The organism is Bradyrhizobium sp. LB8.2 (assembly GCF_040548035.1).
In the GTDB taxonomy this organism is placed as follows: Bacteria; Pseudomonadota; Alphaproteobacteria; order Rhizobiales; family Xanthobacteraceae; genus Bradyrhizobium.
Genome location: NZ_JBEPQV010000019.1, coordinates 52,989 through 78,014 on the forward strand (window position 1 = coordinate 52,989; position 25,026 = coordinate 78,014).

Below are 25,026 nucleotides of genomic sequence, written 5' to 3' on the forward strand. Positions count from 1 at the left end.
GCTGGGCTGATTCGCCGAGTGCGATCAGGTCGGGCCGCCGCCCAGTCAGCCTACGCCGCGCGCACGCCGGCCAGGAACGTCCCGACTTCGCCGGAGAGCTGCTCGGCCTGCTTGGAGAGGTTCGAGGCGGCTGCGAGCACCATGCCTGCGGCATTGCCGGTCTCGTTCGCTGCCGTGCTGACGCCGCCGATATTGGTGGTGACTTCCTGGGTCGCCTCGGCGGTCTGCGAAACGCTGCGGGCGATCTCGGCGGTGGCGGCGCCTTGCTCCTCGATCGCAGCCCCGATCGAGGTCGCGATCCGGCTGACTTCCTCGATGGTGGCGGTGATGCCGCCGATGGCGTCCACGGCCTCCTTGGTCGCGCCCTGGATCTGCGCGATCTTGTCGCCGATCTCGCGGGTCGCTTCCGCGGTCTGGCTCGCCAGCGATTTCACCTCGGAGGCGACGACGGCAAAGCCGCGGCCGGCTTCACCGGCGCGCGCGGCCTCGATGGTGGCGTTGAGCGCGAGCAGATTGGTCTGCGCCGCGATGCTGGAGATCAGCTCGGCGACATGCTCGATTTGCTGGGCACCGTCGGAGAGGGCGCGCACGATGGTGTCGGTGCGGCGTGCGCTGTCCACGGCGCGGCCGGTGACCTCGGCGGATTGCGCGACCTGACGGCTGATCTCGGTGATGGAGGAGGAGAGTTCTTCGGCAGCGGCCGCGACCGTCTGAACGCGCTGGCTGGCTTCGGTGGCGGCCGAGCCGACCACGGCGGCGCGGCGGTTGGTGCCTTCCGCGGTCGACGACATCGACTTGGCGGTGACCTCCAGTTCGCCGGAGCCCGAGGCCATCAGGCCGACGAGCTGGCCGACGGAGGCATCGAACCGGTCGGCAAGCGAGATCAGCGCATCGCGCTTCTCCTGCTCGCTGCGGGTCTTGGTGGCGACCTGCTCGGCCTCCAGGTTACGCGCCGTCAGCGCGGTCTGCCTGAGCACTTCGAGGGTCTCGGCCATGCGGCCGATCTCGTCGCCGCGACCGGTTTCCTCGACCGGCTTGTCGATGGCGCCTTCGGAAATCTCCTGCATGCGGGTCTTCTGGCGGTCGAGGGCGCTCAGCACGTCGCGGGCGATCAGCCAGGACAGCGTCGCCATCAGCAGCATCAGGCCAACGCCGATCCCGGCAAGCTCGAGCGTCAGCGCGCGGACGTCGGCGTCGATGTCGTCGACATAGAGGCCGTAGCTGATCGTCGCGTTCCAGGGCGCAAACTTGCGCGTGAAAACGGTCTTGCGGACGGGCTCCGTCTGGCCGGGGCGGGGGTAGAGATATGAGGTTACGCCGCCCTGAGCAGTCTGGTTGCCGGCACTTATGATCGCATCTGCGATGAGGACACCGTTGGAGTCCTTTGCACCCGTGATCTTGCCTTCGAGCTGCTGGTTCGCGCCGTTCACCAGGATCGAGGTATCGGCGTTATAGACCACCGGGTAGCCCTGGTTACCGTTGAATGTCATGCGCCGTCCGCGCATGTGGAACTGGGCCTTCGCTTCGGCCTGCGTCAGCTTGCCGGCGGTGACGTCGTCCTGGACCGACTGGGCAAGGGTGTAGAGGATGTCGACCGCTGTCTTCATCTGCTGGACCCGGTCTTCCATCATGCGGCTCTTGCTGAGGAAGGCCGATACCGCGATGATGGCCGTGATTGTGAGAGCCGCGAGGCAGACCATGCTGGTAAGCTTGGTGCGGATCTTCAGATGGCTCAGCAGCTTCATCGCAGCCTCTACGAAATGGTTGTTATTGCTCGCATCGGTAGCATGAAGTTCTTACCATTCATGAACATAGCCATGCCTCGACCCGCTGCGGGACAGCCGCTGCGCAACCTTATGCGCAAGCGTGCAGGTAAAACGCCATGCATCGCCGTGCACCCGTATTTTTGCGGAAGGATATCGTTCTCAGACTTTGGTGGTGATCGAGCTTGGCAGGACGGCCGATGAATCGATTCGTTCACCGCATCATCATGTCCTTGCTGCTCGTGGCGGCCCTCGTTCTCATCTGGAACGTGCTGGGGACGCGCTGAGCCGGCACCGGCAAATCCGCCGGTACCGACTTGCTTGCGAGATAACTAGAAGCCTTAGCGCCGTGCGAATGCGCCGCTGGTCGAATCGCTTTCCTTGCCTATTGCCGCATCGACGCTGACCGATCCGCCGCCGGCTGCCGAGAGGTAGAGGCAGGCGAAGCAGAACAGGATCGCCGCGGTGCCGCCATTGAGCAGCGGCAGGAACACCGGCGTTTCGCCCTTGAGCATGTGGCCCATGAAGTAGGCGAACGCCATTTCACCCGAGAGAATGAATGCCGCGAGGCGGGTGAGCAGGCCGAGCATCAAGAGCGCGCCAAGCACGAGCTCGATCGTACCGGCCGCGTAGATGATCGGCGGGATGTTCGCGAAGTAGGGCAGCACCGGAAACTTGAACAGTTTGGCGATCCCGTACTGGAACAGCAAGAGGCCGGTGACGAAGCGAAACAGGCTCAAGAGAACCGGTTGAAAGCGAGTGAGATAGGGAAAGTTCATGGGTTTGTCCCTCCATCCAATGCGCGACTTGGAACGTATTCAGTTCCGCCTCGCAAGCCACCCGGGATCGATTCCGCGCTGACATTTTCGTCATATAGGACAAAACACCGCAGTTTGCCGCTTCACTCCGGTTGCGCCGAATTTTTTTCACGCGTGGCCTCGTGAGTCGTGCGTAATTTCCCGGTGACATCGAGGGATGCAGGTTACGTCGAGGAGACCTACCGCCGCAAGGCGGGCACGACCAGGAACGGGATCATCCCGAGCACCACGCTCGCAAGTGCGAAAGCGAGCAGCGCGTTGTAGCCATGGGTAACGTCATGGATCAGGCCGCCGCTCCAGGAGCCGAACGCCGAACCGAGGCCGCTGCCGATCGAGATCGTGCCGAAGATGGTGCCGACACGCTTACCCCGAAAAATCTTCATCGCGGTTGCCGTGATCAGCGGTCCACGCGAGCCCATCATGCTGCCGAAGCAGACGACGAAACCGGAGAGCACAATGATGTTGGGGGTGTACTGCAACAGCCACAACAGGAAGATGCCGAGGATCGAGATCGCGTAGCTCAGCAGCACCGACGGCCTACGCCCGATCAGCCCGTCGAGCGCGGAGACGCCGAGCATGCCGAACACCAGCACGACGCCGGAAAAGCCCCAGGCGGTCGCGGCCTGGAGCGGCGGAAAGCCGGCATCGATCAGATAGGCCACGATCTGCGCGGCGATCGCATACATGCCGACGGCAGTGAAGAAGAATGTCGAGAACAGCGCCCAGAAGGCGTGATGGCGCATTGCGCTCGGAAGCGTCCAGCCGTGATCGACGAAATCCGGATCGGTCTTCTTCGCGATATGCGGCGAGCCTGAGGCGAACAGCCGCCATGGCAGCAGCATGAGCGGCACCAGCAGGCCGAGCGTGACGAAGCCGAACAGCTGGTAGGTTTCGCGCCAGCCGAGATGATCGATCAAAAGCTGCGAAGCCGGCAGCAGCGCCAGCACGCCGCCACCCATGGCCGAATAGACGACCGCCATCGCGGTCGGCAGTTTTGGGCCGAACCAGCGGCCCAGCAGAATCGAGTTCGGCACGTTGCCGATGAAGGCGACGCCGATGCCGACGCACAATCCAATCGAGAGCTGGAATTGCCAGAGCGACTGCGCATGGCTTGCGATCAGGAAGGCCGAGCCGAGCAGCAAGAGACCGAGTGCATAGACGATGCGCGGTCCGGAATGATCGAACAGGCGCCCGACCAGCGGTGCAGTCAGTCCGCTGACGAGCCAGGTCAGCGAATAGATCGAGACGACTTGGGCGCGATCCCAGCCGAAGTTTTCCGAGATCGGCTTCAGGAAGACGGTAAAGCTTTCGCTGAGGCCGCGGCCGAGCACGGCGAGCGTGAAGCAGAGCGCGAGCACCACCAGCGCGGTGCGCGCGACACCCTGCGGCGTCGCTGTGACGCGTTCCCTGGTCGCTTGCTTGGACTGTTCCTTGGACTGTTCCTTGGACCGTTCCCTGGGCGTGTTCTGGTTCATTGCCGATCAGGGAGCGCGCTTCGGCGCGCCCTGACAAGCAGCGAAAAGCTCATACGCCTATGCAGGCCTGATGAGGATGTGCTTCTTCTTGCCGAACGACAGCTTGACCACGCCCTCCGGGGTCAGGTTGGCCACTGAGAGCGTCATCTTCTCGTCGGTGACGGGCTCGTCATTGACGCGCAGACCGCCACCCTTGATCTGGCGCCGTGCTTCGCCGTTGGAGGCAACGAGGCCCGCCTTGACGAAGGCGTTGAGCACGCCGAGGCCGGCGTCGAACTCGCCGCGCGGAATTTCCACGGTCGGCAGCTTCTCGGACAACGCGCCTTCCTCGAAGGTGTGGCGCGCGGTCTCGGCCGCCTCGTTCGCTGCGTCGCGGCCATGCAAGAGCGCGGTCGCCTCGGTGGCGAGCACCTTCTTGGCCTCGTTGATCTCGGAGCCGCCGAGCGCTTCGAGCTTCCTGATCTCGCTGATCGGCAGCGTCGTGAACAGTTTCAGGAACTTGCCGACGTCGGCATCCTCGGTGTTGCGCCAGTACTGCCAGAAATCATACGGCGAGAACTGGTCGGCGTTGAGCCAGACCGCGCCTTGCGCGGTCTTGCCCATCTTGGCGCCCGACGCCGTCGTCAGCAGCGGCGTCGTCAGCGCGAACAATTGGTGGGTGCCCATCCGGCGGCCGAGATCGACGCCCATGATGATGTTGCCCCACTGGTCCGAGCCGCCCATCTGCAAGCTGCAGCCGGTGCGTCTGGCGAGCTCGACATAATCGTAAGCCTGGCAGATCATGTAGTTGAATTCGATGAAGCTCATCTCCTGCTCGCGCTCGAGGCGGAGCCGCACGGAGTCCATCGTCAGCATACGGTTGACCGAGAAGTGCCGGCCGACGTCGCGCAGCATCTCGATCCAGTTGAGCTTGGTCAGCCACTCGGCATTGTCGAGCATGATGGCGTCGCTCTTGCCGTCGCCATAGCGCAGCACCTTTGCGAACACGCCGCGGATCGAGGCTTTGTTGGCCTCGATCTCGGCGACGGTGCGGATCGCACGCGTCTCGTCCTTGCCGGAGGGGTCGCCGACCATGGTGGTGCCGCCGCCCATCAGCGTGATCGGCTTGTTGCCGGACTGCTGCAGCCAGTGCAGCATCATCATGGTCAGGTAGTTGCCGATGTGCAGGGAGGGGGCGGTGCAATCGTAGCCGACATAAGCCGTCGCCTCGCCCTTGGCCGCGAGCGCGTCCAGCCCCTCAAAATCGGAGCACTGGTGGATGAATCCACGTTCCTGCAGGGTATTGAGGAAATCCGATTTGAATGCAGTCATTTGTCGGCGTGCCTGACAATTCTTGGTTTACTGTTCTGGGGGCAATTTAAGGATCTACTTGGGAACTCGATTGCCGCCCGCCACTTTGGCCTGTGGCATTATAAGATGTGTCCCTCAGGCACAAGATCGGCATGCCGGAGGGGTTCTCTTGAGGACGCTGATCCATGATGTTGACGGCACTTGGTTTGATGAGCGGCACCTCGCTGGACGGGGTGGATGTCGCGCTGATCGAAACCGACGGAAAGCAAGTGAAGGCGTTCGGGCCGTCCGGCTACCGGCCCTATAGCCCGGCGGAGCGCAATTTGCTGCGCCAGGCGCTGAGCGAGGCCGTGCACCTGGCGCAACGCGATGCCCGGCCGGGAATTCTGGCCGAGGCCGAGCGCGCGGTGACGCTCGTGCACGCCGAGGCCGTGGCCGCGTTTATCGCCCAGAACCGGATGAAACCGGAAGACATCGACATCGTCGGATTCCACGGCCAGACCGTGCTGCACCGCCCCGAGAAGCGGCTGACGGTGCAGATCGGCGATGCGCCGGCGCTGGCCAGGGCAATCCATATTCCCGTGATGCATGATTTCCGCGCCGCCGATGTCGAGGCCGGCGGCCAGGGCGCGCCATTCGTGCCGGTCTATCACCGGGCGCTCGCCAACTCGCTGGACCGTGAGGGGCCGATCGTGGTGGTCAATATCGGCGGCGTCTCCAACATCACCTATATCGACGGCAACGATACGCTGATGGCCTGCGATACCGGGCCCGGCAACGCGCTGCTCGACGATTTCATGTACCGCACCATGAACCAGGCGTTCGACGCCGAAGGAAAGTTCGCCGCACTCGGCAAGGTGGATGAAGCCTGGATCGCGCGGGCGCTGGAGCTGCCGTTCTTCGCAAGCCCGCCGCCGAAATCGCTCGACCGCAACGACTTTGCCGCGCTGAAGCTTGGCGAGGTGGTGCCGGCCGACGGCGCCGCGACGCTGACCGCCTTCACCGCCGCGGCGATCGCCCGCGTCATCCCCCTGCTGCCACGAAGGCCGCGGAGCTGGATCGTCTGCGGCGGCGGCGCCCGCAACCGGACCATGCTCCAGATGCTGCGGGAGCGTGTCGGGTCCGCGACTGTCGAGGCCGCCGAGGCGCTCGGCTGGGCTTCCGACGCCATCGAGGCGCAGGCCTTCGGCTTCCTCGCCGCGCGCGGTTTGAAGGGCTTGCCGCTGTCCTATCCGGCTACCACGGGTGTGCCGATGCCGATGACCGGCGGGGTGATCGCGCGGCCCTGAGGTCCAAGCCCGGGATCATGCCGGTTGATGCAAATGCATTGAACTTGACGGTGCATGCAAATGCATCTATCTTTGCATGCAATTGCATCCAAGTGCCGGGGTTCTTGCCGTGACCGCTTCGCTCAAACTGATCAGCCACACGCTTTGTCCCTACGTGCAGCGCGCGGTGATTGCGCTGAAAGAGAAGGGCGTGCCGTTCGAGCGGGTCGATATCGATCTCGCCAACAAGCCCGACTGGTTCTCGAAGCTGTCGCCGCTCGGCAAGGTGCCGGTGCTGGTGGTGACGACCGACAAGGGCGAGGTCGCGCTGTTCGAAAGCAATGTGATCTGCGAGTACATCGAGGAGACGCAAGGCGGCGTCGCGTTGCATCCGGCGGAGGCACTGACGCGCGCTGAGCATCGTGCGTGGATGGAGTTCGGTTCAGCGACCCTCGGTGACCTCTGGGGTTTGGAGACGACGACCGATCCGGCAACATTCGAAGCCAAGCGCCAGGCGCTCGTGACAAAGTTCGCGCGTGTCGAGGCTGCGCTAGGCGCAGGCCCGTTCTTCGCCGGCAATGCGTTCAGCCTCGTCGATGCGGTGTTCGCACCTGTCTTCCGTTATTTCGACGTGTTCGATGAGCTGACCGAACTCGGCATCTTCAAGGATCTGCCGAAGGTGAGGGCGTGGCGCGCCGCGCTGGCGAGCCGTCCGAGTGTTCGCACCGCGGTCGGCGCGGACTATCCGCAATTGCTGCGCGCCTTCCTCGTGCGTCATGATGCGCATCTGCTCAAGCTTGCGGCCTGAGCGCACGCCGATGTCATCGTCATTGGCATGGCTCATACTGGTAATCGCCGGCGTGCTGGACGTCGGCTGGGCGATCTCGATGAAATATGCGGAGGGCTACACGCGCGTTGGCTGGAGCATCGTCTCGCTCGTGCTGCTCGCAGCCTTCGTTGTCCTGCTCGGGCGCGCCCTGAAGGTGCTCGAGGTCGGCGTCGCCTATTCGGTCTGGACCGGCATCGGCGCAGCCGGCACCTTTATCATGGGCGTAGTGCTGTTCGGCGAGACCTTGAGCGCGATGAAGCTTGCGGGCATCGCGCTCGTCTTGATGGGAATCGTCGCGCTCAAGCTGGCTTGAGCCGTCACAGCTCCGCGGCCATCTTCGCCAGCGTTGCGATCGTGTTCATGTTGCGCGCTGTGCCGGTCTTCGCGGCGGGGATGACGAGTTTTGACGACGCCATGCCATCGCCATAGTGCACATAGATCTCGCGGCGGCCGAGCTTGACCTCTTCATCCTTCTGACCGCGAACGCCCGCGAGCGTATCTGCGGGCGGCGCCTTGTCGAGAAAGATCGCGACCGTGCGGTTAGGCGCCATTTTCGGAAACGGATTTTGAGCAGCGACCTCTGCCATCTCGGCGCCGCTGCGCACGAGGACGCCGACCGGCGCGCCGGCGTAGGCGTGCAGTCGCCTTTCCAGCGCGGCCTTGATCGCGGATTCCGATTTGCGGCTGTTAAAAACCACGTTGCCGCTGGCGATGTAGGTGCGCACGGCGTCGAAGCCGAGCTCCTCACACATCGTCTTGAGCTCGCTCATCGGCAGCTTGCCGGTGCCGCCGACATTCACGGCACGCAGCAGGGCGAGGAACGAGCCCATTTGAGGCCTCAGCGCACGTTGGCGAGGCGCATGTCGAGATAGGCCGTGATGGTTTCCATCAGCGGCTCGAGCTTGGCGTCGAAGAAATGGTTGGCGCCGGGAATGACCTGCTGGTCGATCACGATGCCCTTCTGCGTCTTCAGCTTCTCAACCAGCGTGTTGACGTCCTTGGGCGGAACCACCGCATCCTTCTCGCCATGCACGATCAGGCCCGAGGACGGGCAGGGCGCGAGGAACGAGAAGTCGTAGAGGTTGGCGGGCGGCGCGATCGAGATGAAGCCCTCGACCTCGGGGCGGCGCATTAGCAGCTGCATGCCGATCCAGGCGCCGAAGGAGAAGCCGGCAACCCAGCAGGCGCGCGCTTCGGGATTGATGGTCTGCGCCCAGTCGAGCGCGGCGGCCGCATCCGACAACTCGCCGGTGCCGTGGTCGAACGAGCCCTGGCTGCGGCCGACGCCACGGAAGTTGAAGCGCAGCACCGAGAAGCCGCGATGCGCGAACGCGTAGTAGCACTGGTAGATGATCTGATGATTCATCGTGCCGTGAAACTGCGGGTGCGGATGCAGGACCATCGCGATCGGCGCGTTCTTCTGCTTGGCCGGATGATAGCGGCCTTCGAGACGGCCAGCAGGGCCGGTGAAAATAACTTCGGGCATGGATGATCTCTTGATTGATCTCTTGAAGACGCTCTTCAGCAATCAACCGATTGTAGCCTCATCGGCAGCGACGCCGACGGAAGCGCGAATGGAAGTATGGAGCGGGGCGCCCTCGGATGATGCGCGAGCGGCGCGCGGTGAACTGACGCGCGCGTTCTAGCATGAGGCGAGGGTCAAAAAGCAAGCATCTTGAACATCGCCCAATGAGCTCAAGGTGTTAGCGCGTCATGGCGGCGCCATCGCGCGATGGGGATTCGGAATCGAGATTGCCAAGTGCGCCATGGGGCCCCATGTCGGGTACCAGCGCGGGCGAAGCAACCCACCCGCATGGTAACATAATACTTCATGCCGAGCCGTATTTACCTTGACTGGAATGCGACCACGCCGCTCCGCGCAGAGGCGCGAAGCGCAATGCTCGCAGCCTACGAACTGATCGGCAATCCATCTTCGGTCCATGCCGAGGGGCGGGAGGCGCGGCGGTTGGTCGAGGATGCGCGTGCCACGCTTGCGGCTGCCGTAGGTGCGCTGCCGCGGAACGTCGTCTTCACCTCCGCGGGAACCGAAGCCAACGCGCTGGCGCTGTCGCCGGGCCTGCGGGGGCCGTCTGGCCGGCCTGTCGAGCGCCTGCTGGTCTCGGCCATAGAACATGCTTCGGTGCTGACAGGCGGACGGTTCCCGGCCGGTGAGATCGGTCAGATCCGGGTCATGCGGTCCGGCGTGATCGACCTCGACCATTTGAAGGCGCTGCTCAGTGACGGCCCGCCGGCGCTGGTTTCCATCATGGCGGCCAACAACGAGACGGGCGCGCTCCAGCCGGTCGCCGAGGCCGCGGCGATCGTTCACGAGGCGAGGGGCCTCCTGCATGTCGATGCAATCCAGGCCCTTGGAAAAATCCCTTTTGATATCAAGGCTATCGGTACGGATCTTGCGACCTTTTCTGCGCACAAGATCGGCGGCCCCAAGGGCGTCGGCGCGCTGGTCGTGGCCGACGGAGTGGCCGGACTGGAACCGGTGCTGCGGGGTGGCGGGCAGGAGCTCAACCGGCGCGCGGGAACCGAGAATGTCGCCGGCATTGCCGGCTTCGGAGCAGCGGTGAGGATCGCCCTTCAGGCTTTGCCGGAGGATGCGGAGCGGATGGTAACCCTCAGGGATCGCTTGGAAAATGGCATCCGCAGGGTCACGGGCGCGATCGTCTTCTCAAACGACGTTGAGCGGCTGCCAAATACCGTTCTCTTCACGGCCCCCGGCCTGAAGGCCGAGACCGCGGTGATCGGCTTCGACCTCGAAGGCGTCGCGGTATCCTCGGGCTCAGCCTGTTCCTCCGGCAAGGTGCAGCCGTCTCACGTGCTGTCGGCAATGGGGTATGATGCTGCCATCGCCCAGGGAGCGGTGCGTCTCAGTCTGGGCTGGTCTACGGGACCGGATGACATCAACAGGGCGTTGGAGGCTTGGCGAAAGCTCGGTAATACCCTACTTAAGGGATAAGCGACGAAACACAGCTTGAACGGTTCTAAGCGCGTGCGTCTCGCCAAGAAACATCGTAATAGTCGTCCGAGTTTGATGATCCACCGCGGTCCTTGAAACCGCGAGCGGAGGATAGAATGCCAGCCGTGCAAGAGACGGTCGAGCGCGTGAAGCGCATCGACGTCGATCAGTATCGTTATGGGTTTGAGACCCTGATCGAGTCCGACAAGGCCCCCAAGGGTCTGTCGGAAGAGACCGTCAAGTTCATCTCCGAGAAGAAGAACGAACCCGCCTGGATGCTCCAGTGGCGGCTTGAGGCCTATCGGCGCTGGCTGACCATGACCGAGCCGACCTGGGCGCGCGTCGACTATCCCAAGATCGACTTCCAGGACCTCTATTACTATTCGGCGCCGAAGCCGAAGAAGACGATCAGTTCGCTCGACGAGATCGATCCGGAGATTCTGAAGACCTACGAGAAGCTCGGCATTCCCCTGCGTGAAGTCGCGATGCTCGAAGGCGTCGAGCCCAAGCCCGGCGATCAGGATCCTAACAGGCGCAAGATCGCGGTCGACGCGGTCTTCGATTCGGTGTCGGTTGCGACTACGTTCCAGGCTGAGCTGAAGAAGGCCGGCGTGATCTTCATGCCGATCTCGGAGGCGATCCGCGAGCATCCCGAGCTGGTGCAGAAATATCTCGGCTCCGTGGTGCCGACGTCGGACAATTTCTACGCGACGCTGAACTCGGCGGTGTTTTCGGACGGCTCGTTCGTCTATGTGCCGCCGGGCGTCCGTTGCCCGATGGAGCTGTCCACTTACTTCCGCATCAACGAGCGCAACACCGGCCAGTTCGAGCGCACGCTGATCATCGCCGACAAGGGCTCCTACGTCTCCTACCTCGAGGGCTGCACCGCGCCGCAGCGCGACGAGAACCAGCTGCACGCAGCCGTGGTCGAACTCGTCACGCACGACGACGCCGAGATCAAATATTCGACGGTGCAAAACTGGTATCCCGGCAATTCGGAAGGCAAGGGCGGCATCTACAATTTCGTCACCAAGCGTGGTGACTGCCGCGGCAACAATTCCAAGATCTCCTGGACCCAGGTCGAGACCGGTTCGGCGATCACCTGGAAGTACCCGAGCTGCATTCTGCGCGGCGACAATTCCAGCGGCGAATTCTATTCGATCGCGATCTCCAACGGTTATCAGCAGGTCGACTCCGGCACCAAGATGATCCACCTCGGCAAGAACACGTCGAGCCGGATCATCTCCAAGGGCATCGCCGCCGGCAAGTCGCAGAACACCTATCGTGGGCTCGTCACGGCGCATCGCAAGGCGACCGGCGCGCGCAACTTCACGGCCTGCGATTCCCTGCTGATCGGCGACAAATGCGGCGCGCACACCGTGCCGTATATCGAAGCCAAGAACTCGTCGGCGACGTTCGAGCACGAGGCCACCACATCGAAGATCTCCGAGGACGTGCTGTTCTATTGCATCCAGCGCGGCCTCACGCAGGAGGAGGCGGTTGGCCTCGTCGTCAACGGTTTCGTCAAGGACGTGCTTCAGCAGCTGCCGATGGAATTCGCGGTGGAAGCGCAGAAGCTGATCTCGATCTCGCTCGAAGGATCGGTCGGCTAACTCCGACCCTCGCGGTGCGCATCGCGCGCCCTATGCATCATTTGAATAAACTGGACACCAAGATGGCTTTGCTTGAAGTGAAAGACCTCAAGGTTCGTGTCGAGGAGCGTGAGATCCTCCACGGGCTGACGCTGACCGTGAACGAGGGCGAGATCCACGCGATCATGGGGCCGAACGGCTCCGGCAAGTCGACGCTGTCCCACGTCATCGCCGGCAAGCCCGGTTACGAGGTCACCGACGGCGAGATCCTGTTCAAGGGCGAAGACCTGCTCGCGATGGCCCCCAACGAGCGCGCCGCCAAGGGCGTGTTCCTGGCGTTCCAGTATCCGGTCGAGATTCCCGGCGTCTCCACCATGAATTTCCTGCGCACCGCGCTGAATGCGCAGCGCAAGGCGCGCGGCGAGAGCGAATATTCGACGCCTGACTTCTTGAAGAAGGTTCGCGAAGTCTCGAAGTCGCTCAACATCCCGCAGGACATGCTCAAGCGCGGCGTCAATGTCGGCTTCTCCGGCGGCGAGAAGAAGCGCAACGAGGTGCTGCAGATGGCGCTGTTCGAGCCGAGCCTGTGCATCCTCGACGAGATGGATTCAGGCCTCGACATCGACGCGCTGCGCATCGCAGCCGACGGCGTCAACGCGCTGCACTCCCCCAAGCGCGCGATGGTCGTCATCACCCATTATCAGCGGCTGCTGAACTACATCGTGCCCGACATCGTGCACGTGATGTCGAAGGGCCGTGTCGTGAAGAGCGGCGGCAAGGAACTGGCGCTGGAGCTGGAAGCGTCCGGCTACGCCCAGTTCGAGGACGCCGCGTAAGGATTGTTTGAGATGAACGTTGCTGTGGCAAAGACCGGAAACGGCCGCGCGGTGAGCGATCTGTTCGCCCGCGCCGAAGGCCGCCTGCCGGGTTCGCCTTCTGTGATCGCGGTGCGCCGCGAGGCGTTCGAGACCTATGAGCGTCTCGGCCTGCCGCACCGCCGGATCGAGGAATGGAAGTACACCGATCTGCGTGCGCTGGTCGGCGAGGTGCTTCCGCTTGCGGCTTCGCCCGATGCGGCTGCGTTGAAGCGCGCCGCGGACGCGGTGAAAGCGCATGCGATCGCCGGCGCCCGCAAGCTGGTGCTGGTCGACGGTGTGTTCGCGCCCGATCTCTCCGACGTCAAGGCGCTCGCCTCCGAGGCGGGCTTCAGGACCTTGCGGGAGACGCTGGAGAAGGATTCCGGTCTGTTGAAGACCGCGGCCACCGATGCCGTGATCGCGTTGAACGCGGCGATGGCGACCGACGGTGTCGTGCTTGATATCGCCGACGGCGCGCAGCTGTCGGCGCCGATCCAGATCATTCACATCGCGACCGCGGCTTCGGCATCGACGTTCACACGCTCGCAGGTCGCGGTCGGGAAGGGCGCTCGCGCCACCATCATCGAGAGCTTTGTCGCGGCCGGCGCTAAGGCTTACCAGGTCAACGATGCCGTCATCCTCTCGGTCGGCGACAACACCGACCTCGCGCATATCCGCCTGATGGACGATTCGCCGGATGCGGTGAACATCACCTCGCAATTCGTCACTGTTGGCGCGAATACAAAGCTCAACTTCTTCAACATGACCACCGGTGCTGCGGTCAGCCGCCTCCAGGGCTTCGTCACGCTGGCGGGCGAGGGCAGCGAGCTCTCGGTCAACGGCGTGAACCTGTTGCAGAAGACCGAACATGGCGACACCACGCTGGTCGTCGACCATGCCGTGCCGAACTGCTTCAGCCGCGAAGTTTTTCGCGCCGTGATCGACGACCGTGCGCACTCGGTGTTTCAGGGGCGTATCATCGTCCGTCCCGATGCGCAGAAGACCGACGGCAAAATGATGATCCGTGCGCTGCTGCTCTCGGACGAGGCAGAAGCCGACAACAAGCCCGAGCTCGAAATCTTCGCTGACGACGTCTCGTGCGGTCACGGCGCCACCGCCGGCGCGCTTGACGACAATCTCTTGTTCTATCTGAAGGCGCGCGGCCTGCCGGAGAAGCAGGCCCAGGCGCTGCTGATCCAGGCTTTCGTCGGCGAGGCGATCGAGCAGATCGCCGATGATAATCTGCGCGAGCATGTGATCGGCATTGCCGAGCGCTGGCTGGAGCGGCGCCAATGAGCACGCATCCCGCAGTCAAGAACGGTGCCTATGACGTTGCGCGCGTGCGCCAGGATTTTCCGGCGCTGGCCATGCAGATCTACGGCAAGCCGCTGGTCTATCTCGACAACGCCGCCTCGGCGCAGAAGCCGAGTGCCGTCCTCGACCGCATGACGCAGGCCTATACCTCCGAATACGCCAACGTGCATCGCGGCCTGCATTATCTCGCCAACGCCGCGACCGAGGCCTATGAGGGCGGCCGCACCAAGGTGGCGCAGTTCATCAATGCGCCGCGGACTGAGGAAGTGATCTTCACCCGCAATGCGACCGAGGCGATCAACCTCGTCGCCTCGTCCTGGGGCGAGCCCAATATCAAAGCCGGCGACGAGATCGTCATCTCGATCATGGAGCACCACTCCAACATCGTGCCCTGGCATTTCCTCAGGGAACGCCATGGTGCCGTGATCAAATGGGCGCCGGTCGACGACGAGGGCAATTTCCTCATCGACGAGTTCGAGAAGCTCTTGACGGCGAAGACCAAGCTGGTCGCGATCACGCAGATGTCGAACGCGCTCGGCACCATCGTCCCGGTCAAGGAGGTCGTGAAGATCGCTCACGCCCGCGGCATTCCCGTGCTGGTCGACGGCAGCCAGGGCGCCGTGCATCTGCCGGTCGATGTCCAGGACATCGGCTGCGACTTCTATGTCTTCACGGGCCACAAGGTCTATGGTCCGACCGGCATCGGCGTGCTCTGGGCCAAGTACGACCACCTCGTCGCGATGCGGCCGTTTAACGGCGGCGGCGAGATGATCCGCGAGGTCTCGCGCGACGTCGTCACCTACGGCGATCCCCCGCACAAATTCGAGGCAGGCACGCCCGCGATCGTCGAGGCCGTCGGACTTGGTACCGCCATCGACTACGTCAATTCGATCGGCAAGGAGCGCATCGCCGCGCACGAGCACGATCTCGTCACCTACGCCCAGGAGAAGCTGCGCGAGATCAACTCGCTGCGGCTGATCGGCACCGCGCGCGACAAGGGCCCGGTGATCTCCTTCGAGATGAAGGGCGCGCACGCCCATGACGTCGCCACCGTGATCGACCGCCAGGGCATCGCGGTGCGCGCCGGCACCCATTGCGTGATGCCGCTTTTAGAGCGGTTCAACGTCACGGCCACATGCCGGGCGTCGTTCGGCATGTATAATACGCGGGAAGAAGTCGATCATCTGGCACAGGCGCTGTTGAAGGCGCGGGATTTGTTCGCATGAGTGACACGGCCGAAATCAAAGCCAATCCGATGGAAACCCGGTCGGCACTGCCGCCTGAGGAGACCGAACGTTTGACCACCGAGATCATCGCCGGGCTCAAGACCGTGTTCGATCCGGAAATCCCGGCCGACATCTACGAGCTCGGCCTGATCTACAAGGTCGAGATCAAGGACGATCGCTCGGTCGACGTCCAGATGACGCTGACGACGCCGAACTGTCCGGCCGCCGGCGAGCTGCCGACGATGGTCGAGAACGCGGTCGCCAGCGTTCCCGGCGTCGGCGTGGTCGACGTCAAGGTGATCTGGGAGCCGGCCTGGACGCCGGAACGTATGAGCGACGAGGCCCGCCTCGTGCTCAATATGTGGTGACGCGTAACCTTGGCTTTAGATCCTTGTTGGATCCTTGGTATTGAATTCGCTCGGCAACGGACCACATCACTGACATGACACAGATATCGTCAGGCTCGACACCAGCATCCACTCCAAAGCCGAGGCGGCCCCGCCCGCAGGTGATGCGGCTGACGGACGCTGCCGCCCAGCGCATCAGCGAGCTGACCCAGCGCGCCGATTCCGAGATCGTGGGCCTGCGCGTCGGCGTCAAGAACGGCGGCTGCGCCGGCCAGTCCTACACGGTCGAATACGCCCATGACGTCCGTCCGACCGACGAAGTCGTCGAGGACAAGGGCGTCAAGATCCTGGTCGATCCCAAGGCCGTGCTGTTCCTGCTCGGAACCGAGATGGACTACAAGGCCGACAAGATGCAGGCCCAGTTCGTCTTCAACAACCCCAACCAGATCTCCGCCTGCGGCTGCGGCGAATCGGTCGAGCTGCGCCCGGCGACGATCGACGGGTAGTCTTCTCACGTTGCTCTCGTGTCCCGGACGCGCTGCAGCGCGCTTGCGCTGCTGCGCAGAGCCGGGACCCACGCTATGGTCACCGGTACAAGACGACTGGGCCCCGGCTCAGCAGCGCACCGTTTCACGCTGCGCTGCGTGGGGGGCACGAGAGAGCCCGCCATGGACCGCGAATTCCTGATCGACCTGTTCGCCGATTTCGGCCCCGTCGCCATCCGAAAAATGTTTTCCGGCTACGGCATCTCCGCCGACGGCATCAACTTCGCACTGGCCTTGCGCGCCGGCCTTTTTTTCCGCGCCGACGAGATGACCATCCCGGACTTTGAGGCCGAAGGCTCAAAGCCGTTCCAGTATTCGACCCGCGCCAAGACCGTGCTGGTGAACTCCTATTGGGAGCTGCCGGCCCGCCTGTTCGATGATTCCGCGGAGCTTGCGCAATGGGCGAAGGCGGCGCTCGCCGCCGCCCAGCGCGCCAAGGTGAAGAAGCGGCCGAAGGCGAAGAAGGCGGTCAAGAAGCCAGCGAACCAGCCAGCGAAGAAGGTCGCCAAGCCCGCGAAAGCGGCGAGGAAAGCGGGCAAGAACAGCCCGGCTCGCAAGCGCGCCAAGCGAAGGGCTTGAGGATCAATCCACGGCCTTCGTCAGGCCAACCCTCATATCCTTGGCCGTGAAGACACAGACGCCGTCGGCAAGCACGCGACCGTCGGCAAATCCTAGAACCAGCCTGCCGCGCCTCACCTGGCGCATGGTGACCTCATAGCGCACACATCCTGTGTCCGGTGTGATGGATCCCGTGAACTCCACCTCGCCGACGCCGATGGCGCGGCCCTTGCCCGCCGAGCCCGACCATCCCAGCCAATAGCCGATCATCTGCCACATTGCGTCCAATCCCAGGGAAGCCGGCATCATGGCGTCGCCGCGAAAGTGGCAATCGAAAAACCAATGGGCTGGCGTGATGTCGAGTTCGCCGACGATATGGCCTTTGCCAAACCCGCCGCCGTCTAGGCTGATCTCCGTGATGCGATCCATCATCAGCATCGGCGGTGCCGGCAATTGCGCGTTGCCAGGGCCGAAATAGCCGCCTTCGCTCGATCTCAGCAGTTCGTCTTTCGTGTAGGACGGCTGCGGTGTGTGAAAATCATGCGGGTTGGGCAAGGCGACAAGTCCTCGGTGCTGGCAGTCAGGCGATGAGGAAAATGTCGTTGGTCAGGTCGGAATGTCAAGCGCGGGTGGCGGCGCGCGGCTTCGGCGTCACGCCACCCGGTTGTGCGTCTCGACCGCGAATTCCGGATCGGCCTCGCAGATCACGCGGTTGCGGCCGTTGCGCTTGGCGGCATAGAGGCAGGCATCCGCCCGTTCGATCAGCGCCTCGGTGTCGTCGCCCTGCTTGAGCATGGAGACGCCGACGGAGATGGTGACGCGGCCGAGGATTTCGCCGGTGGACTTCTTCTTCAATTCCTTCGCCATCACCGCGCGGCGGATGTGATCGGCCACGGTGAGGGCCTGGCGCAGCGCAGTGTTGGGCAGCACGACCGCAAATTCCTCGCCGCCATAGCGCGCGGTGATGTCCTGGCCCTTGATGGTCTGTTTCAGGGACAGGCCGACGAGCCGCAGTACCTGGTCGCCGGTGAGATGTCCGTAGGAATCGTTGAACGACTTGAAATGATCGATGTCGACCAGCAGCAGCGACAGCGGCTCGCCGGAGGCGAGTGCGCTTTGCACGGCCATGCCGATCATGCGATCGAAATATTTGCGGTTGCCGAGCCCCGTCAGCGGGTCGGTCAGGCTCTCGGCACGGATCGCCTCCAGGCTCTGCTGGAGGTTGCTGATCTCGCTCTTCGACAGGGTCAGCCGGCCTTCCAGCGCCTTGTTGGTCTCGCGCATTTCACTGGTCGAACGCAACAGCGTCTCGACGATCGACTTGATCTGCTCGCGGCTCTTGGCCGATGACAGCTGTTCGGTCGCGCCCGACAGGCTGGCGTCATAGGAACCGGACATCCCGAGTGCGTCGCCGAGAACCTTCATGACGTCGTCGATCTCGCCGATGACGCGCGCGCCGACCTTGTCGATGCGGTCGGTGGTTTTGATGTGGGAGAGGTAGGTCTCGTAGATCTGCTCGAGATCGGCTTCGGTCAGCTTGCCGCTCCGCGCCAGCGTCTCGTTGATGATCTTGTTGAGCGGCGCGTTGTAGCCGGTGGCGTAGACATACCAGATCTCGTAATTGCGGGGAATTGCCGTCTGCCGCAGCGATCGGATTTGACCGAGCGCTACCTCGGCGAACGCCATCGTGCGTTCGTGTTCGTCGAGCACCTTGACCACGAAACATACCCCACAGCGATCGGCGCGCCGTCGACCGCAGAAATTCTTAAATTATGTTCGTAGGCTAACGGACGATCGTGAAGGCCCCGTAAATATACGTCCCCGAATGCATCCAAAAAATTGCGCGCCAGCTTTATCTCAACCGAAACCTGGAGCGCATCGCGCTTCAGGCTCCGGCGGGGGAGCGAACCGGCCGCAGCAGAAATGCCGGCAGATGCGAATGATCGCCCGGCTCGCTGTCGGCCTCGCGTTGGCGGCGCGGCTCGGGACGGCCGATCGACGGCACATGCGACGGATTGGCCTGCTGGCGCGCGCCGTCACGCGGCTCGGACGATGGCTTGGCTTCACGCGGAAGTCTTGCTTCACGCGGAGGCCTTGCCTCGCGTGCGGGCCTTGCTTCGGAAGCGGGCCTTGCCTCGGGAGCGGACCGTGCTTCGGCTGAAGGCTGTGCCTCGCCACGCGGTTCGCGCGGCTCGTGGCTGCGCTCACGATCACGACCGCGCTGCGGCTTGCCGCGTCCGCCGCGTGAACGTTCACGGCCGCGCTGCTCGCGCGGACGCTCGCCCGCATCGGAAGCATCGGTGCGGACTTCGTAATCACCTTCGGCGCGTGGAATGCTCTGGCCGATCAGCTTCTCGATCGCCACCATCGACTTCTGGTCAAGCGGCGTGACGAGCGAGATCGCCATGCCGGACCGGCCTGCGCGGCCGGTGCGGCCGACGCGGTGAACATAGTCGTCGGGATGGTGGGGGACGTCGAAATTGAAGACGTGGCTGACCTCTGGAATGTCGAGGCCGCGGGCGGCGACGTCGGATGCGACCAGGAGGGGCAGCTCGCCCTTGCGGAACTGTTCGAGCGCCGCCGTGCGGGCCGACTGGTCCATGTCGCCGTGCAGCGCGCCGACGCTGAAGCCGTGCTTTTGCAGCGATTTGTGAACGACGGCGACCTCGCGCTTGCGATTGCAGAAGATGATCGCGTTCTGGAGATCCTTGGCCTCGCGCAGCAGTCGGCGAAGCAGCTCGCGCTTCTCATGCACCTCGCGCCCGGCCGGGACCTGACACTGCGTAACGGTGACAGCGGTAGTGGCGGGCTTCGACACCTCCACCTTCTGCGGATTGTGCAGGAAGGCTTCGGTGATGCGCCGGATCTCCGGCGGCATGGTCGCGGTGAAGAACAGGGTCTGCCGCGTGAACGGGACGAGCTTGCAGACGCGCTCGATGTCGGGAATGAAGCCCATGTCCAGCATGCGGTCGGCTTCGTCGATGACGAGCAGCTCGACGCCCGTGAGCAGCAGGCCACCGCGCTCGGTATGGTCGAGCAGGCGGCCGGGAGTGGCGATCAGCACGTCGACGCCGCGCGTCAGCTTGGCATCCTGGTCGCCGAAGGAAACGCCGCCGATCAGCAGGGCGACGTTGAGTTTCTGGCCCGCGCCGTAGCGGTCGAAGTTTTCCTTCACCTGCGCCGCGAGCTCGCGGGTTGGCTCAAGGATCAGGGTGCGTGGCATGCGCGCCCGGGCGCGACCCTTTTCGAGGATGGTGAGCATCGGCAGCACGAACGCCGCGGTCTTGCCGGTGCCGGTCTGGGCGATGCCGAGCACGTCCTTGCGAGCAAGGACGTGAGGGATCGCCTGTTCCTGAATGGGGGTGGGGGTGGTGTAACCGGTAGCCGCGACTGCGGCGAGGACTTTTTCGGATAGTCCGAGATCTGAAAAGGACATTGAGCCTCTGGTCGAAACCGCCGTTCGGAATCGAGGGTGATTAAGGCTGTCGCGTTCCACCCCGAAACGGCGCGCTCTCAAAGAAGCTGGGGGTGCTGACTCACGCGAACAAAGCGCCAGGCTCAGGAATCGCTCTTCGATACCGAGCCGCGTCGTCCGGAACATAGGCGGGAATCAGCCAAAGTCAATGGAGCAGCCGCGGGAAGGCCCTAAAAACCTGATGTTTTCGCCCAAATAGCGGGCGCGACAGCGGTTTTCCGCCCAATCCAGCAGTCAGCCGGAACTGTCCAAAGTCGGCTAACGCCCCTCCGGACCTTGGGCGCGGAAGTCGCCGGGGGCCATCCCGTAAGCGGCGTTGAAGACGCGATAATAGGTCGCCAGGCTGTCGAAGCCGCAGGAGGCCGCGATGTCGGCGATCAGCCGGTCCGGGGCTTCGCGCATCAGACGGCGGCTGTGTTTCAGGCGCTCATCCGTCACGGTTTGCGAAAAACTCTTCGTCGCGCTTTCGAACAGCATGTGCAGGTGACGTACGGAGATGCCGAGCAGGTCGGCGACCATCATCGGCGTCAGATCCGGGTCCTGCAGGTGACGCGCGATCAGGCGCCGTGCCTGCGAGAGCCGGGCTGTCCGCAGCGCGGCTTGCCCGAGGCGGCTGCCGGGCCGCACGATGCCGCGCTCGATCAGCGCCAGATGGGCCAAAGCCTGGACGAGGGAAGCCGCATCGGCGCCGCTATCATCGTCAGCGGCGGCCTCGCCGAGATCTGCGAAGCAGGCGCCGAGCAGGGGCGCAAGGCTGCGATCGTCGAACGTCCGGGGCGCAAGCTCGCGCATGCGCTTGTCCTGCCTGGCGAGGCCGCTCAGAGGGATCTTCAGGATCCGCAGGTGGAAGCCTCCTGCGCCCAGCGGCGCAGTGCGATAAGGCAGGTCGGTATGGCTGGTGGCGAAGCTGCCATTGGCGATCGCGAAGTCGCTGCCACGCATGCCGCCGAACCAGCCGCCGCTGCCGAGCTGCTGATAGACGCAGATGCTGTCACCGGGCGCGTGGGCGATGTCGGACGTGCTGCGCTCGACCGTGTAGTGCGAGGCCTTCAGTTCGACGAGACCGCCGCCGCCAATCTGGCGCAGCGAGAATTCGCCGAAGAAGTCCGCGCGGCGTTCGCGCTCGAGTTCGGCGGTGACGCCGAACAGGCCCTTGGCGCGCACTTCGCGCCAATAGTCGAAGCGGTCGTGCGGCTCGACCTCGTCGGTGCACCAGTGATACACGGCTGCCCCTCGCTTCCAGCGGAATTGCCCACAAGAATTGCCTAAGAAAAAGCAGATTTCGGCGGAGTCGACTATAGCCAGAACACGGAACCTGAGTCCTCAGGGCTGTTGAACCGGTGGTATGGCTGGGCCGACTATCACATCAACGGCGGGGTTCCAACGAACCGTCGTTCGAGGGAGCCGGCGTGGGCCGTTCTTGAAGGATTTTCGATGACGCGTCAGCTTTTCAGAATTCTGGCATTGCTTGGTCTCGCGGCCGGCCTCAGCGGTTTCGCGCTTCCCGCCTATGCCGAGAAGCGCGTCGCGCTCGTCGTCGGCAACAACGACTACAGGAACGTTCCAAAGCTGCTCAAGGCGGTCAACGACGCCCGCACCATGGGTGACACGCTGAAGCAACTCGGCTTCTCGGTGATGGTCGCCGAGAACCAGAACCGGCAGCAATTTTCCGAGACGCTGCTCGCGTTCGATCGGGCGATCGAGCCCGGCGACACCGCGTTCTTCTTCTATGCCGGCCACGGCTTCGAGATCGCCGGCCAGAACTATCTGCTGCCGACCGACGTGCCGGCGGCGACGGAAGGGCAGGAAGAGCTGGTGCGTGACGCATCCATCCTGGCCGACCGCATCGTCGAGCGCCTCCAGAACAAGAAGGCGCGAACCTCGATCCTGGTGTTCGACGCCTGCCGCAACAACCCGTTCGAGCGCAAGGGCACCCGCGCCTTCTCCGGTGGTGGCGGGCTTGCCCCGATGGTGCAGCTGCCCGAAGGCGTGTTCTCGGTATTCTCCGCAGGCCCGCGCCAGACCGCGCTCGACCGCCTCTCCAACGACGACGCCAATCCTAATTCGGTGTTCACGCGCACCTTCGCCAAGGAGCTGCTCCAGCCCGGCGAGAACCTGGTGCAGGTGGCGCAGCGGACGCGCCGTCTGGTCAGCGAGATGGCCGATACCGTCAAGCACAGGCAGGTACCGGTCTATTTCGATCAGATGGTCGACGACGTCTTCCTTAGCGGCGGCGCCAACGACACGTCCGCCGCTGCGGCGCGCCCCGCCGATCCGCCGGCGCAGAAGCTCGCGGCGCTGCCGCCGGTGTCGGTGCCGCGCGTGCCGAAGGAGGAGACCACCAACGCGCCGATCGCGAGCTTCTCGCGGCACAATGGCGGCTGGAGCGTCGTGTTCTCCTTCGCCGATCCGACCCTCGGCATTTCCTGGCGCATGGCCGGCAACGGCGATTTCCGCGAAACCGGCTTCATCGATACGCTCGACCCGCGCACGCGCAAGAGGATGCCGAACCCATCGATCGAATTGCCGCCGGACGCTGTGGCCGGCACCATCGAGATCCGCTATGTCGACCAGTCCGGCGACATGCAGGGGCCGTTCCCGATCAGGTTCGATCCCGAGGCCGCGCTGATTCGGGACCAGCGCAAGATCCTCGACATGACCGCGACGAGCTGGCTGTCATTCCGCGAGTTCAACGGGCTGCTGGTGTACTACACGCATCTCGTGTCCTACCGCTGCGCCATCCGCGAGGTGCGCATCGGCATCGACACCGCCGTTCCGAACCAGGTGTTGAAGATGCCGGGCTGCGACCTGCGCGATCCCAGCGCGATCAGCGCCGGCATGCCGCTTTACATGAAGCTCGCGCCGGCAACGCAGTTCATCTCGGTGGAGCTGACCTATCGCGACGGCAGCGTGTCGGAGATCAAGAGCTTCCGCAGCGCCAACCGCAGCAACAATTGATGACGCGGGCGGAGGCGTCGCACACGCTTCCGCTACCCGCGGCGCTTCCTGATGAAGCGCTTGACGGAATCGACGGCTTCGATCAAGGGCGGAGCCAGCGAGAAGAACGCGCCCATCGCAATCGAGACGATGACGTGCCGCAGGGGCTTTTCCTGCTTCTCGAACGGATAGCCGTTCTGGTCGATCGGCACCGGCGCAAGCGCGCCCGTCTGCCGCGGACCCGACTTCCGCGGCTTGCGCGGCGGAATCATGATCAGGACGATGAGCGCGTTGATCAAGATCCAGGCGCCGAGCACGATAAGGATAGTCCGCACTGCACTTTCCTGAAATCAATCGTAATGTGTGGCGACGCTAACGGCCATTCGCAATTGCGGCAAATGAATCTTGTTTGCTGCATCGCACAGAAAACTTAAGTCAGAAACGAGGGACCCGTCGTGAAACCAGATGCGTCACAGGCTCCGCAAGGTTCCACTGTAAAAGTGCGCTGTTGCATTGTCGGCGGCGGCCCGGCCGGCATGATGCTCGGCTATCTCCTGGGGCGCGCCGGCATCGATGTCGTGGTGCTGGAGAAGCACGCGGATTTCTTCCGCGACTTCCGCGGCGACACCGTGCATCCCTCGACGCTCCAGGTGATGGACGAACTCGGCCTGATCGACGGCTTCCTGAAGTTACCGCACCAGCGCTTGCAGAAGATGGACGGCCTGTTCGGCGGTACGCCCGTTCGTATCGCCGATCTCAGCCGCCTCCGCACCAAGTACCCCTTCATCGCCTTCATGCCGCAATGGGATTTTCTCAATTTCCTCCGCGAGGCCGGCAAGCGCTTCGGCTCGCTGAAGGTGATGATGAACACGGAAGCCGTCGACCTGATCCGCCGCGGCGAGACGATCACCGGCGTGCGGGCGAAGACGCCGGACGGCATCGTGGACATCGAAGCCGATCTCACGATTGCCTGTGACGGCCGGCATTCGACCGTGCGCGAGCGGGCCGGTCTCGAGGTCGAGGAGATCGGCGCGCCAATGGATGTGCTGTGGTTCCGCGTCGGCCGCAAGGCGGACGAGAGCGAGAACCTGTTCGCGCGCGTCGAGCGCGGCAAGATGATGATCACCTTTGACCGGGGCGACTACTGGCAATGTGCCTATGTCATCGCCAAGGGACAATACGACGCGGTGAAGGCGAGGGGATTGCAGGCGCTGCGCGACGATGTCGTTTGCATGGCGCCGATCCTGAAAAGTGGCATTGCCGACGTCAAGAGCTTCGACGATCTCAAGCTGCTCACCGTCGCGATCAACCGCCTGACGCGCTGGACGCGACCGGGCCTGCTTCTCATCGGCGATGCCGCGCATGCGATGTCGCCGGTCGGCGGCGTCGGCGTCAATCTCGCCGTGCAGGATGCAGTCGCGACCGCAAACCTGCTGGCGGACAAGATGCAGCACGGCTGCCCGTCGGAGAACGAGCTCGACGCCGTGCGCCGTCGCCGCGAATTCCCGGTGAAGATGACGCAGCGAATGCAGATGATCGTGCAGAACAACATCATCAGCGGCGCCCTGCAGGGCGGCGATCGGCCACTGAAAGTGCCGCTGATCGTGCGCCTCATCACCGCGCTGCCGTGGCTCCAGGGCATTCCGGCGCGCCTGCTGGCGCTTGGCGTCCGACCCGAGCATGTCCGGTCGAAGGCGGCGCCGGCACCGTAGTGCAAGGACCCGGTAGGGATAATGTCGCGTTAAATCGCACCCGGTGCGT

Annotated in this window: 25 protein-coding genes; 14 read left to right on the top strand and 11 right to left on the bottom strand. The window is 63.8% G+C overall.

Going from position 1 to position 25,026, the window contains the following annotated elements; all coding sequences use genetic code 11:
• Positions 1-50 precede the first annotated feature (50 nt).
• Positions 51-1,745 (bottom strand): methyl-accepting chemotaxis protein, encoded by a 1,695-nt coding sequence (locus ABIB06_RS22445; protein WP_354048668.1) that lies wholly within the window; start codon positions 1,743-1,745, stop codon positions 51-53.
• Between ABIB06_RS22445 and ABIB06_RS22450 the strand changes: the two genes are divergently transcribed.
• The gene (locus tag ABIB06_RS22450) at positions 1,728-1,967 is read left to right on the top strand and encodes a hypothetical protein (protein ID WP_247440580.1); all 240 of its coding nucleotides are present in this window, start codon (positions 1,728-1,730) and stop codon (positions 1,965-1,967) included. The two genes, ABIB06_RS22445 and ABIB06_RS22450, sit on opposite strands and share 18 nt — an antisense overlap.
• A gap of 137 nt (positions 1,968-2,104) precedes the next feature.
• On the opposite strand, the gene ABIB06_RS22455 is transcribed toward ABIB06_RS22450, so the two are convergent.
• From ABIB06_RS22455 to tyrS, 3 genes are all read right to left on the bottom strand, one after another.
• Entirely contained in the window at positions 2,105-2,542 is a 438-nt protein-coding gene (locus ABIB06_RS22455; protein WP_354048666.1) for a DoxX family protein, read from the bottom strand.
• A gap of 218 nt (positions 2,543-2,760) precedes the next feature.
• Positions 2,761-4,056, bottom strand: coding sequence for an MFS transporter (locus ABIB06_RS22460; RefSeq protein WP_354048664.1), 1,296 nt, complete (start codon positions 4,054-4,056; stop codon positions 2,761-2,763).
• 57 nt (positions 4,057-4,113) lie between these two features.
• On the bottom strand, positions 4,114-5,367 hold the full coding sequence (tyrS, locus tag ABIB06_RS22465; protein ID WP_354048663.1) for a tyrosine--tRNA ligase: 1,254 nt from the start codon (positions 5,365-5,367) through the stop codon (positions 4,114-4,116).
• A gap of 164 nt (positions 5,368-5,531) precedes the next feature.
• Here tyrS and ABIB06_RS22470 point away from each other — a divergent pair, with 164 nt between their 5' ends.
• The 3 genes from ABIB06_RS22470 to ABIB06_RS22480 all read left to right on the top strand — a co-directional run bounded on the left by ABIB06_RS22470 (position 5,532) and on the right by ABIB06_RS22480 (position 7,756).
• Positions 5,532-6,635: an anhydro-N-acetylmuramic acid kinase gene (locus tag ABIB06_RS22470; protein ID WP_247347151.1), complete on the top strand. Its 1,104-nt coding sequence runs from the start codon at positions 5,532-5,534 to the stop codon at positions 6,633-6,635.
• Between the two features lie 109 nt (positions 6,636-6,744).
• Positions 6,745-7,422: a glutathione S-transferase family protein gene (locus tag ABIB06_RS22475; RefSeq protein ID WP_247347149.1), complete on the top strand. Its 678-nt coding sequence runs from the start codon at positions 6,745-6,747 to the stop codon at positions 7,420-7,422.
• A 10-nt stretch (positions 7,423-7,432) separates the two neighbouring features.
• The gene (locus ABIB06_RS22480; RefSeq protein ID WP_247347146.1) at positions 7,433-7,756 is read left to right on the top strand and encodes a DMT family transporter; all 324 of its coding nucleotides are present in this window, start codon (positions 7,433-7,435) and stop codon (positions 7,754-7,756) included.
• A 4-nt stretch (positions 7,757-7,760) separates the two neighbouring features.
• On the opposite strand, the gene ABIB06_RS22485 is transcribed toward ABIB06_RS22480, so the two are convergent.
• Together ABIB06_RS22485 and ABIB06_RS22490 are read right to left on the bottom strand one after the other, a co-directional pair.
• Entirely contained in the window at positions 7,761-8,273 is a 513-nt protein-coding gene (locus ABIB06_RS22485; RefSeq protein WP_354048659.1) for a DUF1697 domain-containing protein, read from the bottom strand.
• An 8-nt stretch (positions 8,274-8,281) separates the two neighbouring features.
• Complete coding sequence (locus ABIB06_RS22490) at positions 8,282-8,929, bottom strand: alpha/beta hydrolase (protein ID WP_007591562.1); 648 nt, start codon at positions 8,927-8,929, stop codon at positions 8,282-8,284.
• 345 nt (positions 8,930-9,274) lie between these two features.
• On the opposite strand from ABIB06_RS22490, the gene ABIB06_RS22495 reads away from it, so the two are divergent.
• From ABIB06_RS22495 to ABIB06_RS22530, 8 genes are all read left to right on the top strand, one after another.
• Complete coding sequence (locus ABIB06_RS22495; protein WP_354048657.1) at positions 9,275-10,414, top strand: cysteine desulfurase family protein; 1,140 nt, start codon at positions 9,275-9,277, stop codon at positions 10,412-10,414.
• A 116-nt stretch (positions 10,415-10,530) separates the two neighbouring features.
• Complete coding sequence (gene sufB / locus ABIB06_RS22500) at positions 10,531-12,027, top strand: Fe-S cluster assembly protein SufB (RefSeq protein ID WP_354048655.1); 1,497 nt, start codon at positions 10,531-10,533, stop codon at positions 12,025-12,027.
• 62 nt (positions 12,028-12,089) lie between these two features.
• The gene (sufC, locus tag ABIB06_RS22505; RefSeq protein ID WP_007591556.1) at positions 12,090-12,842 is read left to right on the top strand and encodes a Fe-S cluster assembly ATPase SufC; all 753 of its coding nucleotides are present in this window, start codon (positions 12,090-12,092) and stop codon (positions 12,840-12,842) included.
• A gap of 12 nt (positions 12,843-12,854) precedes the next feature.
• On the top strand, positions 12,855-14,159 hold the full coding sequence (gene sufD / locus ABIB06_RS22510; protein WP_354048653.1) for a Fe-S cluster assembly protein SufD: 1,305 nt from the start codon (positions 12,855-12,857) through the stop codon (positions 14,157-14,159).
• A complete protein-coding gene (locus tag ABIB06_RS22515) occupies positions 14,156-15,403 on the top strand; it encodes a cysteine desulfurase (RefSeq protein WP_247347131.1) in 1,248 nt (415 codons plus the stop codon). The genes sufD and ABIB06_RS22515 overlap by 4 nt, the downstream gene beginning before the upstream one ends.
• Complete coding sequence (locus tag ABIB06_RS22520; RefSeq protein WP_106950866.1) at positions 15,400-15,771, top strand: SUF system Fe-S cluster assembly protein; 372 nt, start codon at positions 15,400-15,402, stop codon at positions 15,769-15,771. Before ABIB06_RS22515 ends, ABIB06_RS22520 begins: the two co-directional genes overlap by 4 nt.
• Before the next feature lie 143 nt (positions 15,772-15,914).
• Positions 15,915-16,256 (top strand): HesB/IscA family protein, encoded by a 342-nt coding sequence (locus tag ABIB06_RS22525; RefSeq protein WP_247440641.1) that lies wholly within the window; start codon positions 15,915-15,917, stop codon positions 16,254-16,256.
• Between the two features lie 162 nt (positions 16,257-16,418).
• A complete protein-coding gene (locus ABIB06_RS22530) occupies positions 16,419-16,874 on the top strand; it encodes a TfoX/Sxy family protein (protein WP_354048650.1) in 456 nt (151 codons plus the stop codon).
• 3 nt (positions 16,875-16,877) lie between these two features.
• Here ABIB06_RS22530 and fabA read toward each other — a convergent pair whose 3' ends face one another.
• The 4 genes from fabA to ABIB06_RS22550 all read right to left on the bottom strand — a co-directional run bounded on the left by fabA (position 16,878) and on the right by ABIB06_RS22550 (position 21,552).
• A complete protein-coding gene (fabA, locus tag ABIB06_RS22535; protein WP_354048648.1) occupies positions 16,878-17,408 on the bottom strand; it encodes a bifunctional 3-hydroxydecanoyl-ACP dehydratase/trans-2-decenoyl-ACP isomerase in 531 nt (176 codons plus the stop codon).
• 96 nt (positions 17,409-17,504) lie between these two features.
• Positions 17,505-18,572, bottom strand: a complete 1,068-nt coding sequence (locus ABIB06_RS22540; RefSeq protein WP_247440609.1) for a GGDEF domain-containing protein — start codon at positions 18,570-18,572, stop codon at positions 17,505-17,507.
• 166 nt (positions 18,573-18,738) lie between these two features.
• Complete coding sequence (locus ABIB06_RS22545; protein ID WP_247440611.1) at positions 18,739-20,289, bottom strand: DEAD/DEAH box helicase; 1,551 nt, start codon at positions 20,287-20,289, stop codon at positions 18,739-18,741.
• Between the two features lie 297 nt (positions 20,290-20,586).
• The gene (locus ABIB06_RS22550; RefSeq protein ID WP_354048645.1) at positions 20,587-21,552 is read right to left on the bottom strand and encodes a helix-turn-helix transcriptional regulator; all 966 of its coding nucleotides are present in this window, start codon (positions 21,550-21,552) and stop codon (positions 20,587-20,589) included.
• A gap of 210 nt (positions 21,553-21,762) precedes the next feature.
• Here ABIB06_RS22550 and ABIB06_RS22555 point away from each other — a divergent pair, with 210 nt between their 5' ends.
• Entirely contained in the window at positions 21,763-23,286 is a 1,524-nt protein-coding gene (locus ABIB06_RS22555) for a caspase family protein (protein ID WP_354048643.1), read from the top strand.
• Positions 23,287-23,318: 32 nt separating this feature from the next.
• Here ABIB06_RS22555 and ABIB06_RS22560 read toward each other — a convergent pair whose 3' ends face one another.
• The gene (locus ABIB06_RS22560; protein WP_354048641.1) at positions 23,319-23,600 is read right to left on the bottom strand and encodes a hypothetical protein; all 282 of its coding nucleotides are present in this window, start codon (positions 23,598-23,600) and stop codon (positions 23,319-23,321) included.
• A 120-nt stretch (positions 23,601-23,720) separates the two neighbouring features.
• Between ABIB06_RS22560 and ABIB06_RS22565 the strand changes: the two genes are divergently transcribed.
• Positions 23,721-24,977 carry an FAD-dependent oxidoreductase gene (locus ABIB06_RS22565; protein WP_354048639.1) on the top strand — a complete coding sequence of 419 codons (1,257 nt, stop codon included), beginning with the start codon at positions 23,721-23,723 and terminating at the stop codon, positions 24,975-24,977.
• Positions 24,978-25,026: the final 49 nt, after the last annotated feature.

Bases quoted from the DNA above. Each gene is read 5' to 3' on its own strand.
- ABIB06_RS22485 (WP_354048659.1), bottom strand. From the start codon at position 8,273: ATGGGCTCGTTCCTCGCCCTGCTGCGTGCCGTGAATGTCGGCGGCACC.
- sufB (WP_354048655.1), top strand. From the start codon at position 10,531: ATGCCAGCCGTGCAAGAGACGGTCGAGCGCGTGAAGCGCATCGACGTC.
- ABIB06_RS22520 (WP_106950866.1), top strand. From the start codon at position 15,400: ATGAGTGACACGGCCGAAATCAAAGCCAATCCGATGGAAACCCGGTCG.
- ABIB06_RS22450 (WP_247440580.1), top strand. From the start codon at position 1,728: ATGGCTCAGCAGCTTCATCGCAGCCTCTACGAAATGGTTGTTATTGCT.
- ABIB06_RS22495 (WP_354048657.1), top strand. From the start codon at position 9,275: ATGCCGAGCCGTATTTACCTTGACTGGAATGCGACCACGCCGCTCCGC.
- ABIB06_RS22460 (WP_354048664.1), bottom strand. From the start codon at position 4,056: ATGAACCAGAACACGCCCAGGGAACGGTCCAAGGAACAGTCCAAGGAA.
- ABIB06_RS22480 (WP_247347146.1), top strand. From the start codon at position 7,433: ATGTCATCGTCATTGGCATGGCTCATACTGGTAATCGCCGGCGTGCTG.
- sufC (WP_007591556.1), top strand. From the start codon at position 12,090: ATGGCTTTGCTTGAAGTGAAAGACCTCAAGGTTCGTGTCGAGGAGCGT.
- ABIB06_RS22455 (WP_354048666.1), bottom strand. From the start codon at position 2,542: ATGAACTTTCCCTATCTCACTCGCTTTCAACCGGTTCTCTTGAGCCTG.
- ABIB06_RS22555 (WP_354048643.1), top strand. From the start codon at position 21,763: ATGACGCGTCAGCTTTTCAGAATTCTGGCATTGCTTGGTCTCGCGGCC.
- ABIB06_RS22525 (WP_247440641.1), top strand. From the start codon at position 15,915: ATGCGGCTGACGGACGCTGCCGCCCAGCGCATCAGCGAGCTGACCCAG.
- sufD (WP_354048653.1), top strand. From the start codon at position 12,855: ATGAACGTTGCTGTGGCAAAGACCGGAAACGGCCGCGCGGTGAGCGAT.
- ABIB06_RS22445 (WP_354048668.1), bottom strand. From the start codon at position 1,745: ATGAAGCTGCTGAGCCATCTGAAGATCCGCACCAAGCTTACCAGCATG.
- ABIB06_RS22470 (WP_247347151.1), top strand. From the start codon at position 5,532: ATGATGTTGACGGCACTTGGTTTGATGAGCGGCACCTCGCTGGACGGG.
- ABIB06_RS22530 (WP_354048650.1), top strand. From the start codon at position 16,419: ATGGACCGCGAATTCCTGATCGACCTGTTCGCCGATTTCGGCCCCGTC.
- ABIB06_RS22490 (WP_007591562.1), bottom strand. From the start codon at position 8,929: ATGCCCGAAGTTATTTTCACCGGCCCTGCTGGCCGTCTCGAAGGCCGC.
- ABIB06_RS22515 (WP_247347131.1), top strand. From the start codon at position 14,156: ATGAGCACGCATCCCGCAGTCAAGAACGGTGCCTATGACGTTGCGCGC.
- ABIB06_RS22545 (WP_247440611.1), bottom strand. From the start codon at position 20,289: ATGTCCTTTTCAGATCTCGGACTATCCGAAAAAGTCCTCGCCGCAGTC.
- tyrS (WP_354048663.1), bottom strand. From the start codon at position 5,367: ATGACTGCATTCAAATCGGATTTCCTCAATACCCTGCAGGAACGTGGA.